The organism is Pseudarcicella hirudinis, assembly GCF_900115665.1.
GTDB classification, from domain to species: domain Bacteria; phylum Bacteroidota; class Bacteroidia; order Cytophagales; family Spirosomataceae; genus Pseudarcicella; species Pseudarcicella hirudinis.
The window spans coordinates 366,782-383,113 of record NZ_FOXH01000001.1; the positions used below are offsets into that span (position 1 = coordinate 366,782).

Annotated in this window: 13 protein-coding genes; 5 read left to right on the forward strand and 8 right to left on the reverse strand. The window is 38.3% G+C overall.

Annotation, left to right across the window (positions count from 1 at the left end; all coding sequences use genetic code 11):
* Window positions 1-49 precede the first annotated feature (49 nt).
* Both BM179_RS01285 and BM179_RS01290 read right to left on the reverse strand, forming a co-directional pair.
* Complete coding sequence (locus BM179_RS01285) at window positions 50-2,917, reverse strand: TonB-dependent receptor plug domain-containing protein (protein WP_177219268.1); 2,868 nt, start codon at window positions 2,915-2,917, stop codon at window positions 50-52.
* Between the two features lie 709 nt (window positions 2,918-3,626).
* Complete coding sequence (locus BM179_RS01290) at window positions 3,627-4,394, reverse strand: DUF6515 family protein (protein ID WP_092010941.1); 768 nt, start codon at window positions 4,392-4,394, stop codon at window positions 3,627-3,629.
* Between the two features lie 192 nt (window positions 4,395-4,586).
* Here BM179_RS01290 and BM179_RS01295 point away from each other — a divergent pair, with 192 nt between their 5' ends.
* A complete protein-coding gene (locus BM179_RS01295) occupies window positions 4,587-5,285 on the forward strand; it encodes a sulfotransferase (protein WP_092010944.1) in 699 nt (232 codons plus the stop codon).
* A gap of 7 nt (window positions 5,286-5,292) precedes the next feature.
* Here BM179_RS01295 and BM179_RS01300 read toward each other — a convergent pair whose 3' ends face one another.
* The 3 genes from BM179_RS01300 to BM179_RS01310 are packed head-to-tail and all read right to left on the reverse strand — an operon-like array spanning window position 5,293 to window position 7,455.
* Window positions 5,293-6,015, reverse strand: coding sequence for a hypothetical protein (locus tag BM179_RS01300; RefSeq protein ID WP_092010947.1), 723 nt, complete (start codon window positions 6,013-6,015; stop codon window positions 5,293-5,295).
* 5 nt (window positions 6,016-6,020) lie between these two features.
* Entirely contained in the window at window positions 6,021-6,659 is a 639-nt protein-coding gene (locus BM179_RS01305; RefSeq protein ID WP_092010950.1) for an acetyltransferase, read from the reverse strand.
* Window positions 6,628-7,455 carry a beta-keto acid cleavage family enzyme gene (locus BM179_RS01310; RefSeq protein WP_177219269.1) on the reverse strand — a complete coding sequence of 276 codons (828 nt, stop codon included), beginning with the start codon at window positions 7,453-7,455 and terminating at the stop codon, window positions 6,628-6,630. The genes BM179_RS01305 and BM179_RS01310 overlap by 32 nt, the downstream gene beginning before the upstream one ends.
* A gap of 258 nt (window positions 7,456-7,713) precedes the next feature.
* On the opposite strand from BM179_RS01310, the gene BM179_RS01315 reads away from it, so the two are divergent.
* A complete protein-coding gene (locus tag BM179_RS01315; RefSeq protein WP_092010955.1) occupies window positions 7,714-9,081 on the forward strand; it encodes an MFS transporter in 1,368 nt (455 codons plus the stop codon).
* Between the two features lie 89 nt (window positions 9,082-9,170).
* On the opposite strand, the gene BM179_RS01320 is transcribed toward BM179_RS01315, so the two are convergent.
* Window positions 9,171-11,600, reverse strand: coding sequence for a zinc-dependent metalloprotease (locus BM179_RS01320; RefSeq protein ID WP_092010958.1), 2,430 nt, complete (start codon window positions 11,598-11,600; stop codon window positions 9,171-9,173).
* A 261-nt stretch (window positions 11,601-11,861) separates the two neighbouring features.
* Here BM179_RS01320 and BM179_RS01325 point away from each other — a divergent pair, with 261 nt between their 5' ends.
* Complete coding sequence (locus BM179_RS01325) at window positions 11,862-12,803, forward strand: EamA family transporter (protein ID WP_218159132.1); 942 nt, start codon at window positions 11,862-11,864, stop codon at window positions 12,801-12,803.
* A 75-nt stretch (window positions 12,804-12,878) separates the two neighbouring features.
* Window positions 12,879-13,796: an alpha/beta hydrolase gene (locus tag BM179_RS01330; protein WP_092010964.1), complete on the forward strand. Its 918-nt coding sequence runs from the start codon at window positions 12,879-12,881 to the stop codon at window positions 13,794-13,796.
* 37 nt (window positions 13,797-13,833) lie between these two features.
* Here BM179_RS01330 and BM179_RS01335 read toward each other — a convergent pair whose 3' ends face one another.
* Window positions 13,834-14,331, reverse strand: a complete 498-nt coding sequence (locus BM179_RS01335) for an SRPBCC family protein (RefSeq protein ID WP_092010967.1) — start codon at window positions 14,329-14,331, stop codon at window positions 13,834-13,836.
* Between the two features lie 288 nt (window positions 14,332-14,619).
* On the opposite strand from BM179_RS01335, the gene BM179_RS01340 reads away from it, so the two are divergent.
* Window positions 14,620-15,966, forward strand: a complete 1,347-nt coding sequence (locus BM179_RS01340; RefSeq protein ID WP_092010970.1) for an alpha-L-fucosidase — start codon at window positions 14,620-14,622, stop codon at window positions 15,964-15,966.
* A gap of 51 nt (window positions 15,967-16,017) precedes the next feature.
* Here BM179_RS01340 and BM179_RS01345 read toward each other — a convergent pair whose 3' ends face one another.
* Entirely contained in the window at window positions 16,018-16,314 is a 297-nt protein-coding gene (locus BM179_RS01345) for a YciI family protein (protein WP_092010973.1), read from the reverse strand.
* Between the last annotated feature and the right edge of the window lie 18 nt (window positions 16,315-16,332).

Genomic DNA, 16,332 nt, shown 5'->3' on the forward strand with positions numbered 1-16,332 from the left:
CCTTGCACTGATAACAGACAAGGGCCTGATGTAAAAATTGAACAGATTATTAGAATTTGAAACTTAACCTTGCATAGTAATTAGCTCCCTGAAAACCCATCTGATAGTTTTCATATCCAAAACGATTATTGTCGGCAAGATCAGGTAAAATACGGGTTGGGTAAACGTCAAAAATGTTGTCTCCTCCTACAGAAAGTTTCATACCTTTGAGAAACTCATAGCCTAAACTAACATCAATCGTAGTTCTTGCTGTTAAATCATAATCATAATAATTTCCCTTGCCATCATCATATGCGCTTCTTGAAGTTACGGAGCCATAATATACCGCTCTTGCCATAGCAGACCATTTTTTGTCCAGTACTGTCAGCGAAGCAATATATTTTTGTTTAGGATTCCCTTCTTCATAACTTGCTCTAACGGCACGGCTAAGGTATAAATCCTGGATTTGTGCCTCTGTAAGTGTTCCATCAGTTCCTAAATTCAATTTGGCAGGATGAACGGCAACGAAAGCTACATCATTCCAGTTTCCAGCAAAAGTGGCAATGTATTTCTTTGAACCAATGATTTTTGTATAATTCATTACTAAATCAAGCCCTTTTGATTTTACATCAGCACCATTTGTAAAGAATTGTGCAGCACCTCCTCCGACTACCTTCTTAAATTGTCCGCCTACGGCATCTCCTTCGAAGTTTCCTGTAAGAATCACTTTGTTTTTCACGGTAAAAACATAAGCATCTGCTGTAATTTCAAAACCTGATAATGGCTGGAATGCAATTCCCAAACTGGCATTCTGAGAATTTTCCTGCGTTAATTTAGGAATACCCAGTGCCTTTGCAGCAGTACTTCCATTGGTATAGAAACCTACATCAAAAGCGACCCCCGCGGGCGTAAATCCTGTTGAGGTTTGAGCGTAATATAATTCATGTAAACTTGGGGCTCTGAAACCATTACTTACCGATCCTCTTAAATTTAAGTTATCCAGTAAAGAATATCTTGCCGCTAATTTTCCTGTGAGAACACTTCCGAAATCACTGTAACGTTCGAAGCGGGTAGCTGCGGCAATCAATAGTTTTTTGCTTACATCTACTTCCACATCCACATAGCCCGCAATGATGTCACGTTTACCATCTGCTGCCTGATTCGGCGCAAACCCTCTGAAGCACTGACAGTTTGGAGAATAGTTTTTGAAGTCTAGTTTATCTCCTTTTTTGGAAAGAATAATGTCATTTCCTTTGTCGTCTTTTACTGCGGGATTGATATTTTTTGTGTAATTGAAATTATCGGATGGTGCCACAAAGATACCGGCAGTACCTTTGGTATATGATTCTTCCTGTCCTTGTTTAATCGTGAAATTTTCAACCCGCATCTCTGTACCAAAAGCAAGGTTTACCCCTTTTACGGCTCCGCCGAATGCCTCATTGAAATAATGAGAAAAAGCAATACTGGTGGTATTCTGGTTGAAAATATTAGCTCCCAGATTCATCGTAGTGGGGGATTCATTGCCATAAGAGGCATTCAGCGTATTTACCATGCCGTAGTCCATGCTGCTGGATCCAAAGGTATTGCTGAAATCCACATCAAAAACACCCATTTTCCCCTGAACTCCCATTGCGAGAGATTTATCTGCCAGAATAGAAGTAAGTTGCGGAAGGAATCCATTCGGGTAGATATCATAATTGGAGCGTTCCTGCTGGCGGGGGAATCTGTAATAGCAACCACTTAGTGTATTTCGGTAATTAAGACCTCCAAAAGCATAAAATCTGCTCGTTGCAGTCAATGGAACGCCCATGTTTACAAAAAAAGTCCCGTTTGTCATCTGACTTAAACCATTAATCATCTGGAAATCACTTCGGGATAAACCTCTTGCTTTCATCAGGCCTTCATCGGTTTTCAAAGCAGCATTGTCAGGATTTGCAAGGGCTTCCGGATTGGTAATCTGAATTTTGCCGTATTCATCCTTAATTTGATTATTCAGGTAGGCATCTCCGTAAATAGAACCGCTGTAACCGCCATCCGGTGTACGGCTGGTCTTGTTTCTGTTTGTAATTTCACCTGACATATTGATGAAACCACCTTTATTTCCCAAAGGAAGTCCATAATTAATCATGAACTGGTTGGTCAGGCCATCGCCGGCTTTATAAATTGAGCTGAAGTAGCTGGCAGTTAGTTCATTGACTGTACTTTTCAGTTCAAGGTTCATTACACCTGCAATGGCATCAGAACCATATTGTGCAGCCGCGCCATCACGCAGGATTGAAACTTTATTGACGGCAGCAGAAGGAATGGTCATCAGATCGGCAGAGGTTGAAGGTCCTGTTTTATTGTATAACTGCAATAATGCCGAAACGTGTCTTCTTTTACCATTTACCAGAAGGAGTGTTTGATTGGGAGGTTGATTTCTCAGCTGAACGGGCGTAACGTGTGAATCAAGGTCGGCCCCGATAGCATTAAGAGCATTGAATGAAGGTGCAATTTGCTTAAGCATTTGTGCAAGATCCGGTTGTGGCAGCGTTGATGCCAGTTCACTTACATTAATAATATCAACCGGAGCAGGAGTATCTAATTGTGTTCTTTTCGCGTTTCTTGAACCGACAACGGCTACTTCTGCTAACTGAGTAACATCCGGAACCATTGTGATATTTATCTCAGTCTGAGTACCTATTTCAATTTCTTTGGTTGTAAATCCTATGAAGGAAAAAATTAATTTTCCTCCTGAAGAAGGCACTGAAAGTTTAAATTTCCCGGATTCATCTGTACTTGTACCCAAATTTGTTCCTTTTAATACAATGCTTACCGCCGGCATAGGCTCATTTACATCCAGTACCTTTCCGGTGATTATTTTGTTCTGAGCATTTGAAATAAAGCTGATAAGCAGAAAACAGGAAATAATGAGAAATGAAGATAGTCGTTTTTTCATACTGCACATTTTTAAGTTATATAAATGAAATCAAATGGAATGCAAGGGCAAATAGCTTTCAGCCCTGCCGTATGACAGGGTGGCGATTTTATGCAAGGATTTGGTGAGAAATGATTACCTGATCGGGTACTGATATTATACCTGAAACATAGTGATTCGAAAATATTCTGCAGAATAAATTAAATACACATACTTGTCATCACGACAAATCGGTAACCATGAGAAAGCCAGCAATTATAAGTTGAAGGGTTGTTTTTGGAAAGCTGTAACGTCAGAAAAAAATTGTAAAATACAGGTTGCTGACCCAATTGATAATTTGTACTTAATAGAATTATTAGTTTGTCTGTGTTTTTTGATAAAGCGATATATTATTTGGTTTTATCAAATAATATTACCCAATGTTAAATGTATTATTTATTAAATCAAAATAAAATTGTGATAAACTTTTAAAAGTTAACGAAAATTACAATTAAAAGGATTCTTTTTTTTAAAATTATAATTATTCCGTGATAATGGTGCTGGTTTAGTCGGTAGGACAGATAGTCTGTTACTGAGTATATTTGCTTAATTGTGCTAATTATCAATTAATTGTAGCATTTAGAGATATTTTTCTGATAGGATTAATCTGATAGGTTTGAAAATTCAAAAAACAAACAGGGCATGGTATTTATTTCCCATACCCTGTTCAGAATCAAAAGGTACATTTCAATTAACCTACTTTTATTACTTCATACCAGATCTCTCCGTTGTTGATTACAGCTCTGTATTGTACTCCATCTACGATATAATAGGTTTCTCCATTAATCTGAAGCGTTTCGTATCCGTCAGGGATACTCTCAACCAATGCGCCAACAGGAGGAGGAACTACGACATATTCGTTTCCTACAGGTTCGTAGTAAGCTCCGTTGTAATAGTTATAAGTTCTGTTATAAACATTTACTACTCTGAAACCGACAGGTAAATAACGCACCCGGATTCCGAATGGAGGAGGAGCAACGATATAGGTATTTCTGTAAGGTTTATAATAGATACCGTTGTTATAACGGAAATTTATACCACCGAATGCAATGGAAACCGAGGTTGAAGGCACCGCCTGAATGACAGTATTTCTTCTGGGTAAAGAAGCATATTGCCAGCTCGGTCTTGAACGATCAATGATTACCGTATTTCTTTCAACATAACGCGGACGAGGAGCAGGATTGCCGGGATATCTTCTCATCTCTGTTCTCGGAGGTTGATTGTATCGTTGCTTATTATCATAATTGTTATGATTGTCCCGGTTTTCATGACGAGGTTGCTCAACTCTGTCTCGCTGGTCATTTTCACGGTTACGGAATTCACGGTCTCCGTGTTGAGCTATTACAGGAACCGGGCTAAGAAAACCTCCCAGAACCAGGGTGAAAAGTGAAGCTGAAAAACCTGATTTAATTATTTCAGCGATTCTGATTGTCTGATTAATGAATGTGCTGTTTTTCATATGTTTTGTTGTTTTATGTCGTTTAGATTTATCAGAAACATGATGGTTTAGTAGATAGATTTTTATTAACAATCATTAACAAACGGAGGGAAATACATAAATTGATACCTGAAATGGAGACGAAAAAATCTTTAAATTATTTCTGAATTATTTTACCAATATGATTAAACACAGGACTAAATATTAATATTTATGAATCATTTCATTGCCAGTAATTTATATGCCTTAAAAACTTCCTTTTCTTTTAGTAAAAACAATAATACATATCCTAAAATATTTTGCATAGGAAGAAATAAAACAGGAACGACCTCGCTGATGAAGGCTTTTCAGGATTTGAAATTTCATGTAGGAGATCAGAGGAGAGCGGAGTTATTGTTACCCCAATACAGAAAAGGTAATTTTGAGCCAATCCTTAAATATTGTAAGAGTGCTCAGGTTTTTCAGGATTTTCCATTTTCATATCCAGGTACCTTCAGGTATTTAGACCAAAGATTTGAAGCGAGTAAATTCATCTTATCCATCCGGGATTCAGCGGAAGAATGGTATAACTCAATCACAAAATTTCACGGTAAACTCTATGGTAGGGGAGATATCCCTGGTCAAGATGACCTCAAAAATGCTAGATATGTTTATAAAGGCTGGATGTGGGAGGCCAACAGAGCTTTATACAGCTCTGCTCCTGAAGATCCCTATAATAAACAAATTTTACTTGGGCATTACAATGCTTATAATAATGAGATTATAGAATATTTTAAGGGAAAAGATAATTTATTGATTCTGAATTTGAAGGAATCTGATGCATATCACAGATTTTGTCAATTTGTAGGAGCAGAGCCAATCTATAACCATTTCCCCTGGGAAAATAGAACAATAAATATTAGGATAACTTAATCTGTGTTTAAGGAAATTTAAATGTACGTTTTATCCCAAATAATCTTCTGAAGAAATTTAGGATAGAGGAGATAAGAATGATGATACGAAATATTACTATATTTTGAATTTCAAACCTTATTTGCCGACCAAATATCTGTTTCTTTATTCTCGTGAAAGGGGCAAATTTGTTATATAAAGATATTGTATCAGGTATTAAGATAGTTAGCTCTTTTCCATAAAATTGATAACATCTATACCAGAAATGTGCATCATTCGGAATCGTTTCCGAGAACTCCCATCTTACCTTATTAAGTACAGTAAAATTGGAAAGTATCATTCCAGTATCAATTGTCAATTTAAAAGTGCCATTATGCGGATAGGTGGGTTTCAATCTGATTTTTCCGGATGAAAACTTTTGTGCTCCGATGACCATACCTTTAAACTGTTTTTCAGAAAATGATTTGTAAACATTATACATCTCCTGTTCAAAAACAGTATCATCGTCCAGTAAACAGAAATAACCATCTTTAATCTGGTCAAAAATTACATTTCTTTTGGTAACAGTATCCGTATCCAGACAATCACACTCATAAACCCGGACTCTTGGATCGGCCAGAAAATCGAATGTCAGCGCAGGTCGTTCTTTAATTTTAGAGATATGCCAGATGATATCTTCATTTTTAGGAATGGATTCATAAATCTGTTCCAGGTACTCATATCTGAAAAGTGGTGTGGCAATGTGTAACATAAATTTTAAATTTCTTTAATGATTTTGGCTGGTGAACCATATGCCATAACGTTAGCCGGGATATCTTTGGTAACCAGAGAACCGGCACCGATTACTGAGTTTTCCCCGATAGAAATACCATCAATTACGATGGCCCCCATTCCGATTTGAGTAGCTCTGCCGATCGTAACATTCCCCGCAATCTGAGATCCGGGATTGATTGTAACAAAATCATTTATAGTTGTATGATGGCCAACAGAGGCATTTCTATTGATTGAAACAAAATTCCCGATGGCCGTATGAGCTGCAACCGATACCAGAGAATTTACCAGACAACCATTTCCTAATACGCTTGTAGAAGATATACAGGCAGATTTATGAATTAATGTGTAAAATTTCTCTTCATCTATACCAAAGTTTTCAAAAACTTTCAACTTACTTTTAACCTGAATAACGCCTAACTGGAATGCAGAAATCGTATTTCCCTGGAGAGAATTGAACAATTGAAAGTTAAATTTCGGATTGGCAACCGGCTTTTCAATTTCAAGATTCAGGTTATTAATAATATCAATTTCAGGAAATAAATTCAGTGATTCCAGATTGTCAAATATCATCGTAATTGTTGCATCACTTTTACCCAAAATGGTAAGCTTTTTTATTTCCATAACCTAAGTTTTTAAATTCAAGAGAGCTCATACAGGAGTAATCCATTTCCTGCATGATTGTGTGTATTCTTTTTAATAATTGCTCGTTACTGGCCTTTTCCTTATTTCTGAAATAGAGATTATCCTCTAAACCGATTCTTATTCCATCAGCTTCAACTAAACCGAGAATATTTGCCTTTAACTGATCTTTTCCGATACCCCCAAAGCAGGTTTTGGCATTTTCAGGTATATTTTGCAGGATAGAACTGACTGTAGCCAGATCCGTTTGGGCATTAAAGACATTCCCGAAGATTACATTGATATAAACGGGGTCTTTTAAAATACCTTTTTTGATAAGGAAATTAGTATAATTCAGCATACCGGAGTCAAAACATTCTATCTCCGGATGAACACCGAATTCATTCATTTTATCAATTAGTGCCAGAATTACATCCGGTTCATTTATTGAGGCCTGGCGGGCAAAGTTTAAAGATGACATTGTAAGTGAACCTAAATCAGGTTCTAAACTCAGCACCTCTGTTCTAAGCGAAATTTCATTGAAATATCTTCCGCTTAATGAAACACAAATAACCAGATCGGGGAGGTATTTTTTAATACCATCAATGATAACCTGAAAGGTATCTCTTTTGTAAGTGTTTAATCCCAGCTCATCTCTGGCGTGCAGATGAACCATTGTAATCCCGATTTCATAGCAAGCTAATACTTCTTCAATAATTTCATTGGCGAAAATGGGTGCAAAGGAATTTTCTTTGTTCGTTTGAGTCCCTGTTGGACAGAAATTTACGATTTTTTTCACGGCGGGAATTTTAGATTGAACTAATTTATAAACAAAAGTAGGCTTTTTAAACGTTTAAAGTAGCGTTCTACTAAAAAAGTAGACTTTTAAATGAGAAGGGTTAGGATATGAGGTTTCTAATAGATTCAATGTCAAGTTAATATGAAATATCAGAATACATAAGATTTTTTCATGAAAAAATTTATTAAAAAAATGATTTAGTACAAAATTGCTCTAATTTTATTCAAAGTTTTCATTACATCATATAATTCCTGTTTCGTGGTCAATACTTCAGATTTTGATAATAACCTGGTTGATAAAAGTAAGCTTTGGAAAGTGATTACTGCTTCTTCTGTAGGAACAGTGATTGAATGGTATGATTTCTATATTTTCGGCAGCCTTACAACGATACTTTCTTTAGCATTTTTTCCTAAAGATAACCCTACCGCAGCTTTTTTATCTACACTTGCTACTTTCGGAGCTGGCTTTATTGCCAGACCTTTCGGAGGGATTGTTTTTGGCAGACTTGGAGATCTTGTTGGAAGGAAATATACTTTTCTCGTCACTTTAATACTAATGGGAGGCTCTACATTCGCCATTGCATTTATTCCGGGATATAAATCTATCGGGCTTTTGGCTCCGGCTATTTTACTGGTTCTAAGGATTCTCCAGGGACTTGCACTCGGGGGTGAGTATGGCGGAGCAACCACCTATGTAGCTGAACATGCACCCGACAGTGAGCGGGGGAAATACACTTCTTATATCCAGACAACCGCAACATTAGGATTCTTTACTTCAATTATTGTCATTCTGAGTTGTCAGGCTCTTTTAGGTAAAAACGCTTTTTCTGAATGGGGCTGGCGGATTCCATTTGGTTTATCAGGATTTTTGGTGATTGTCTCTTATTTTATCAGGAAAAATATGCAGGAATCACCTTTGTTTGCAAAATTGAAAGCAGAAGGGACTGTTTCCAAAAATCCACTCAGAGAGGCATTTGCTAGCTCTCAGAATATTAAACTCATGGCGCTGTCTATGTTTGGAGCTATTATCGGGCAGGGTGTAGTGTGGCATACCGGACAATTTTATGCTCAGATCTTTATCGGTAAAATTCTGAATGTCGATTTTGTCACTACCAATGTTGTAATTGCCTTTGCCTTGTTACTTGGCACCCCATTTTTTGTAATATTCGGAACTCTTTCTGATAAAATCGGAAGAAAGAAAGTCATGCTCACAGGAATGCTTTTAGCCGCAGTCTGTTATTATCCTTTATTCAGATTAATGGCAACAATTGTTTCTGCTGAAGGAACATTGATTAACGGAACTGTTGAACTGACCTACACGGGGATTTTTTATCTGATTTTGATATGCTTTTCATTAGTGCTATTCGCTACGATGGCTTATGGCCCGATTGCAGCATTTCTGGTAGAATTATTCCCAACCAGAATCAGGTATACTTCTCTTTCCATTCCATATCATTTCGCTAACGGCGTCTTCGGAGGATGCGCACCTTTTGTGGCAACATGGCTGGGTGAGGCAACAGGCTCTATCTTTTCAGGAATTTTTTACCCGATTTTCTGGGCAGGAACTACGTTTATTATCGGAGCTTTATTTCTCAAAGAAACAAAAGGAAAAAGGCTTATCGACTGATAGATAATGCTCATTTTTCCATAAAAAAAATGCCAATGCACAGAGGATAAAAACCTGTCCATTGGCATTATAAAATGTGTAACAATCAGTTATTCTTCATCACATCCGATCGGAGCTCCCGGAGGTAATTCTTTGTGAACAGCCACTTTCGCAGCAGAAGGATTCTTCATTCTGTCAAGCGCATAATCAATATGTGCCTGATAATCTGAGTCCTTTGTGTTTTTTCTGGTTTCCTCAAGATAAACTTTTAAATCTTTAAGTGTTTTTCCCGCTACAGCCTTAACCTGATAGTTCGCCGCATCATTTGTGCTTAATGCCATTAAATGTGTCAGAACAACTTGTTCGACGATAAACTGAACTTTGCGGTTAAGGTTTGAAGATCTTGTTGATTTCCATGTTTTTTCAAGGACCTGGTTAATCATTTCTTCCAACCCCAAACCTCCGTTTCTTGCTTCATATTCTATCATTCTTGAAGCTCTTTCAGGATGAAAAAGAAATTGCAGCGGAAAATCTGCTGCTGATTCTGCGGCTGACAAAGGGTCAAATGCTAATCCGGTTCTCTTGCGGAATAATTCTCTTGAAGAAGAATATCCCGCCGGGCGTGGAGGAATGAGTTTGATGATGTTTTCGGGTAAAGTAAGGGTTTCTGAACTTAAACAGACTAAAACAGCATCCAGGGCTTTTTGCTGGGCCTCTTTACTTACGGCAAGGGTAGGGCTTTGTCCGTCTCCTCTCAACGCATAACGGTAATCCAAGCTGCCTACCACTTTAGCAGCTGCCTCAACCTGATAGCGGTGAAAATTGAATATCGGAACCAGCACATCTTCAAGGAATGCCATCGGAACTCCTTCACGAATGCTTTTTTCTCCAAAATTGCTCAGCGCTTTCTGTCTTACCGCTAAAGTGTTTTTAAGTTCCTCTACAGGATCTTTACCGTTGTCCCATAAGTGTGCAACCGGACTTACCCCACCGGCAGGACGAGCATCCTGATCTGTCAGAAACAGAAGTCCTTTGCTTCTGGCATCCTGCAAAATTTTATTCAATCCTGCTTTTTCATCATTGCCTGCAGGAAAATCCTGATAACCGAAAGTGATTGAAAACTTATCCCATTCCCCAATTCCGTAGGCATAAGCGTCTGAAATGTCAATTTCTCCTTTGGCATTCAGTTTTACCGTTGGACTCGGATAGTCCATCACCGAAGCACGGTTATTGATACTGGCTGTATAATTATGCATTAATCCCAACGTGTGCCCAACCTCATGTGCTGCCAATTGTTTTAACCTGAATAATGCCATTTTTAACATCGGATCTTTCTCCGGATCGGGTTTTTGCCCGTTTTCAAAAGGTGAAAGTAAGCCTTGTGCGATCAGATAATCCTGACGAACTCTCAACGAACCTAAAGTAACCTGACCTTTGATAATTTCACCGGTTCTCGGGTCTGTTACAGATGCACCGTATGACCAGCCTCTGGTGCTTCTGTGTACCCAGTTAATCATATTGTACCGTATATCCATCGGATCGGCATCATCCGGTAAGATTTTCACCTGAAAGGCATTTTTGTATCCGGCTGCTTCATATGCCTGATTCCACCAGGTTGCCCCTTCCAATAATGCCGAGCGTATAGGTTCAGGCGTTCCGTTGTCGAGGTAATAGATAATTGGTTTTACTGCTTCTGAACTTTTTGCAGAAGGGTCTTTTTTCTTTAATCGGTGACGGGTAATGTAATATTTTTCAATTGGTTCTGAGACGGGAGTCGAATAATCGTAATATGAAATAGTATTAAAACTTGAGCGGGGATCAAATACTCTGGGTTTGTAATCATTATCAGGCAACTGAACAAAACTATGATGCATTCTCAAAGTAATTGCCTCGGTAGAAGGAGTAACGGATTTTACGAAGTTTCCGGCATCATCTCCGCCGGTAAAAGTCAGGGATACTTCAAGTTCACTATTCAGCGGAAAGTTCTTCGTTCTTGGTAAATAGATCACAGAACGGGATTTGTCCAGCGAATAAGAGCCTTGCTTCATGTCTCTGATTCTTTCAGCTGCACCCATGACGTCCCGGAGCAAGAAGTCTGTGGCATCTACCAGAAATTTACCGTTTTCTTCAGCCTCTGCGGTAAACCCGGCCAGCGTTGAAGAGGCAAAAGACTGATCAACTGCCTTTTTCTCATTAGGGTCTGATGAAAGTGCTCTGTAATGCTGATTAGGTTGTACCAGTAAGATTTTCCGGCCCACTTTATTGAAATAAACAACTTTTTCATCGCCGAGCAAACCTCTGTCAAGACCAATGTCATTAGACCCTAACCCTGCCGGAAGAGAAGAAACATAAAGAAAATCCTGATTGAATTTATCGATTTGCAGCCAGATTTTTCCGGCATCCTCATCCCACCAGAAAGTAAAATATCCTTCATATTTCTTAAAAGAAGCAGTTTTCTCGGAAATACCAGGGAGTTTTTGGCCGAAAGCCGTGGCAAATGACAGTAAACAAAAATAAAAGAGTAATGCTTTTTTTCTCATGTGTTGTTTAGTTAGATGAAATGCCCGATTAAATAATGGAAACAGTACTTATGGATAGCAAAAATTACAAAATTTAATCAAGAAACGGAAGGAAATACCATAAGTTGCCCTAAAACATAGATAAAACAGCTTTTTCAGGGGGTACTTATCTGAATAAAGAAAACTGTTTTCAAAAATTCAGAACGGTAAATATGGAACTCTATGTTAAAAACTTCCGGAAAAATCAGTAAAAAATTCCCTGAAAATTCCCAATTTCGTATTATGAATAGTAAAAATCAACAGTTAAGAATTTGGGCAGGACTTGGAACTTTATATTTGGTTTGGGGATCAACTTACCTTGCTATACGATTTGTAGTGGAAAACGTGCCGTCTATGTTTGCTTCAGGTATGCGAAATGTTCTTGCCGGGACGACCTTGTTACTCTGGGCGATTTTTTCTAAGAATTTCAAAAGACCGGACTCTAAATTTTTATGGGTTAATGCTATAGCCGGGACATTAATGCTTGCCATTGGAAATGGTTTGCTGTCTATCGCTGCAAAATGGGTACCTTCCGGATTCTCCTCTCTTTTCTTTGCAATCAGTCCAATCTTACTGGTAATTATTTTCTGGTTTGACGGCGAAAAGCCCAGGAGAAATGTACTGATTGGCGCTGCACTGGGAGTAATAGGTGTAATAATTTTAATGAGCCTGAAAAACGTCGCCTTAAAAGGAGGTGAAGGGATGTTCTTCTGGGGAGTTTTACTACTTTTTATTGCCATTTTGGGATGGGATCTGGGTGTTTTTATCGTTAAAAAAGCAAATATTAACAATTACCCTACCTCTCAGATTGCCGCTGCGCAGATGATTCCGGGAGGGATTGTTACGTTGGTAGTCAGTGGGCTTTTGGGAGAATGGAACCATGTTGATTTAGCAAATGTTCCGGTAAATGCTTATCTGTGGTTTGCTTATCTTTATATTGTCGGGTCAATTGTAGGTTTTTCGGTATTCAGTTGGTTATCAAAAGTGGCACCTCCTACACAGGTTGCTACTTATACCTATGTAAATCCGCTTGTAGCATTAATGCTAGGATGGCTTCTGGGAGGAGAACAGTTAAATCCTTTAATGCTTGTCGCGGCTTTATTTATCATATCAGCTGTGATTCTGATTACCCTGAGAAACCAGAAAAGCACAGAATTAAAATCAAAACAGATTAAATTTGAATAGAAACGGACTTTAAGTAATTAAGGTCAGTCCGGTAAAAGAACCGGATTTTTAATATACTCTCTAATAAAGTTAACTATGTTTAAGAAAATTATTACAGTTTTAAGTCTTTCTATGTCGATGACTTTCTCGTACGCTCAGAATGAAATGCCTCTTTATGCAGGAGCTGTCCCTAATTCCAAATCTGTTGCGAACACTGAAAAGTCAGAAATGGGGAAAGACGGGATTTTAAGAATCTCTGAAGTATCTGTTCCCGCAATTACCGTTTATCCGGCTCCCAAAGATATAGCAAATGGTACAGCGGTTATTATTTGTCCGGGTGGAGGATACAGAATTCTGGCTGCAAGTCATGAAGGCTCAGATGTAGCAAAAGAGTTTAATAAAATGGGAATAACAGCTTTTGTACTGAAATACCGTATCCCCAATGAAAATGCACAGGTTGACAGAACGATAGCGCCGCTTCAGGATGCGCAGCAAGCCCTCAGAATTGTGAGAAAAGATGCCTCTAAATATGGAATTAACCCAAACAGAATTGGTATCATGGGTTTTTCAGCAGGAGGGCATTTGGCTTCTACCGCCGGAACACATTTCAGTAAACCTGTCGGTGACAATGCTGATGCCAGTAATGTCCGGCCTGATTTTATGCTTCTGATATACCCGGTTATCAGTTTCGGTGACTTTGGCCATAAAGGATCAGCGGAGCAGTTGATCGGTAAAAACCCTTCGGAAGAGCTTGTGAAATTATATTCAAATGAACAACAGGTAACGGCTCAAACGCCTCCTGCTTTTCTGGTTCATGCCGGAGATGATAATGCTGTTCCTGTAAAAAACTCCCTGTCGTTTTATGAAGCCTTGCAGAAAAACGGAGTTCCTTCAGAATTACACGTTTATCCGAAAGGCGGGCATGGTTTCGGATTAAATAACAAAACAACCCCTGACAAATGGATAGAAAGAGCTAAAAACTGGCTTGATTCAATGGGATTACTGAAAAAATAAACTAAAAGCTGAGGTTCAAATCAGAACCTCAGCTTTTTCAGGCATTTATGACATTTTGAATAAGATCATTCCTGTTCCTTAAATCAATTCCTCCTTCCAGAACGGATTTAAGATTTGCCAGATAAAATGTCCAGCCTTCTCCGCATGCAACATAAAGATTGGTTTTGGGATTAATATCGAAGGGAATATTCTTTTGTGTAAGTTCTACCAGATTTTCCCCGTTTTCTTTCATAATTTTTACAGTAACCAGGCAATTTTCCGTAAAACTAAATGAAAGGCTGTTTTCCTCCTTACTGCTCATAACTCTGCCTTCCTGCACATAATCCGGATAGCCAAACCATTTCCATTCGTAATTGTCGTTTTCAGCAATAAACTGGTCAGGATTTCTGAGTTCATTTTCAGAATCCCGGAAAAGCGCAGTTCTCAGAAACCAGCTTTCCAAACCTTTCTGAGTACACCAGGCCTTCAGGATAGTCTCTATTCCGGCATTTATGGTTACTCTTTTGGTAAAACTACTCCATTCATCCATTTCCATATTTCAAGAAGTTTAAGGTTGTTTAAGATGAAGTTCCGGCTAATATAGAAATTGCTGAGACCTTTTGAAAGTTTTTTGCTGAAAATGCAACAATACTCCTGTTTTTATGCTGAAAGAAAAAGAAACCCTATAAGGCATGGTAAAAAAAAGGCTTTTCAGGGCGGTTTTCACCTAACTGCTTTCGTACTTTTTTTGACTGAGAGTATTATTTGAATTTCAAAACTCTTAGAGAAAAGGACCGGAAACTTTTATAAAATATCTTATCTGAAACTTAATTTAAAGCGTGTTATGAAAATTATCAGAAAATTACCTGCAATTATTCTTCTCTTTATTTCGTTGTCGCAGGTTCTGTTTGCGCAGACCAGACCCGCATGGGCCAATGAAACAGATGCGCAAAAAGAAGAAAGAATGAAGTGGTGGCACAATGACCATTTTGGAATGTTTATTCATTGGGGACTATATTCTATGCCCGCAAGACACGAATGGGTACGAAATCATGAAAAGATCTCAAATGAAGAGTATGAGAAATATTTCAACAATTTTGAACCTGATTTGTATAACCCGAAAGAATGGGCAAGGAAGGCTAAAGAAGCGGGTATGAAATATTTCGTAATTACCACAAAGCACCATGAAGGTTTTTGTCTCTGGGATTCTAAATATACTGATTACAAAGTGACAAATACTCCGATAAAGCGTGATCTGTTAAAGGAAATGGTAGATGCTTTCAGAGCGGAAGGACTGAAAGTCGGATTTTATTATTCTCTGATCGATTGGCATCATCCTGATTTCCCGGTAGATCACATTCATCCGATGCGGGATAATGCGGAGGCCAGAGCGGCAAATTCTAAAAAAGATATTAAAAAATATCAGCAATACCTTAAAAATCAGGTTACTGAATTATTGACTCAATTTGGTAAAATCGATGAACTCTGGCTTGATTTTTCATATCCGGGAAAAGATGGAAAAGGACATGAGGACTGGGATTCGGAAAATCTTCTTAAAATAATCAGAAAATTACAACCGGGAATTATTGTGAATGATCGTCTGGATCTGGGAGATACCGACTGGGGCTGGGATTTTAAATCGCCGGAACAATTTATGCCTAAAGAATGGGTATCAGAAAAAGGGAAAAAAGTAAACTGGGAAACTTGTCAGACTTTTTCCGGGTCATGGGGTTATCACAGAGATGAAACAAGCTGGAAAAGTGTTCCGCAGTTAATCAGTATGCTTATAGAAACCGTTAGTAAAGGAGGTAATTTACTTTTAAATGTAGGACCGACCTCAAGAGGTTTGTTTGACGTCAGAGCGGATGAACGCCTGAAGGGAATAGGAGAGTGGATGAAATATAACAGCCGTGCGATATATGGCTGTACAGCAGCTCCCGCAGGTTTTAAAAAGCCTGATAATTCATTACTGACTTATAATGCAGACAGAAAACGCCTTTATGTACATGTTTTGGAATGGCCGATCGATGTTTTAAGTCTGGATGGTTATAAAGGAAAAGTGAAATACGCTCAAATCCTGAATGATGGTTCGGAGGTAAAATTTAAAGAAGAAGGGGAGAACCTGGTATTAAGACTTCCGGTTAAAAAGCCGGATACTGAAGTGCCGGTTATAGAATTAATTCTGGAATAGGTCTTATTTTAACGGAAACGGGGATAGCACCTTGATGCTATCCCCGTTTTTCTATTTTTGAGGTGTTATGGCTCTCATAGGATAAATCTCATAATGATTGATACTGCTTGCCGGATCATTTTCAGTCATGCTTTTAAGGAGTTCTTCATTTTCAACTTCCACGATTCCCAATCCATAAGTTCCGGCAGGATCCGAAACCGGACCGAAAACAATAACAAGTCCCTGATCCATGAGTTCCTTCCAGTAAACGACATGTTTTTGCATAATTTCTCTTTCCGCTTCAGTCATATCCTGTGCAAAAGTAGGCCTTGCAGGAATAAGTTTCAGACAAAAATGTTTTTTAGTCATAGTTTAAAATGGTTAAAT

What these genes read in the sequence shown, in the direction of transcription:
- BM179_RS01330 (WP_092010964.1), top strand. Translation starts at nt 12,879, where the DNA reads ATGTTTAAGAAAATTATTACAGTTTTAAGTCTTTCTATGTCGATGACT.
- BM179_RS01340 (WP_092010970.1), top strand. Translation starts at nt 14,620, where the DNA reads ATGAAAATTATCAGAAAATTACCTGCAATTATTCTTCTCTTTATTTCG.
- BM179_RS01285 (WP_177219268.1), bottom strand. Translation starts at nt 2,917, where the DNA reads ATGAAAAAACGACTATCTTCATTTCTCATTATTTCCTGTTTTCTGCTT.
- BM179_RS01295 (WP_092010944.1), top strand. Translation starts at nt 4,587, where the DNA reads ATGAATCATTTCATTGCCAGTAATTTATATGCCTTAAAAACTTCCTTT.
- BM179_RS01320 (WP_092010958.1), bottom strand. Translation starts at nt 11,600, where the DNA reads ATGAGAAAAAAAGCATTACTCTTTTATTTTTGTTTACTGTCATTTGCC.
- BM179_RS01300 (WP_092010947.1), bottom strand. Translation starts at nt 6,015, where the DNA reads ATGTTACACATTGCCACACCACTTTTCAGATATGAGTACCTGGAACAG.
- BM179_RS01325 (WP_218159132.1), top strand. Translation starts at nt 11,862, where the DNA reads ATGAATAGTAAAAATCAACAGTTAAGAATTTGGGCAGGACTTGGAACT.
- BM179_RS01290 (WP_092010941.1), bottom strand. Translation starts at nt 4,394, where the DNA reads ATGAAAAACAGCACATTCATTAATCAGACAATCAGAATCGCTGAAATA.
- BM179_RS01305 (WP_092010950.1), bottom strand. Translation starts at nt 6,659, where the DNA reads ATGGAAATAAAAAAGCTTACCATTTTGGGTAAAAGTGATGCAACAATT.
- BM179_RS01335 (WP_092010967.1), bottom strand. Translation starts at nt 14,331, where the DNA reads ATGGAAATGGATGAATGGAGTAGTTTTACCAAAAGAGTAACCATAAAT.
- BM179_RS01345 (WP_092010973.1), bottom strand. Translation starts at nt 16,314, where the DNA reads ATGACTAAAAAACATTTTTGTCTGAAACTTATTCCTGCAAGGCCTACT.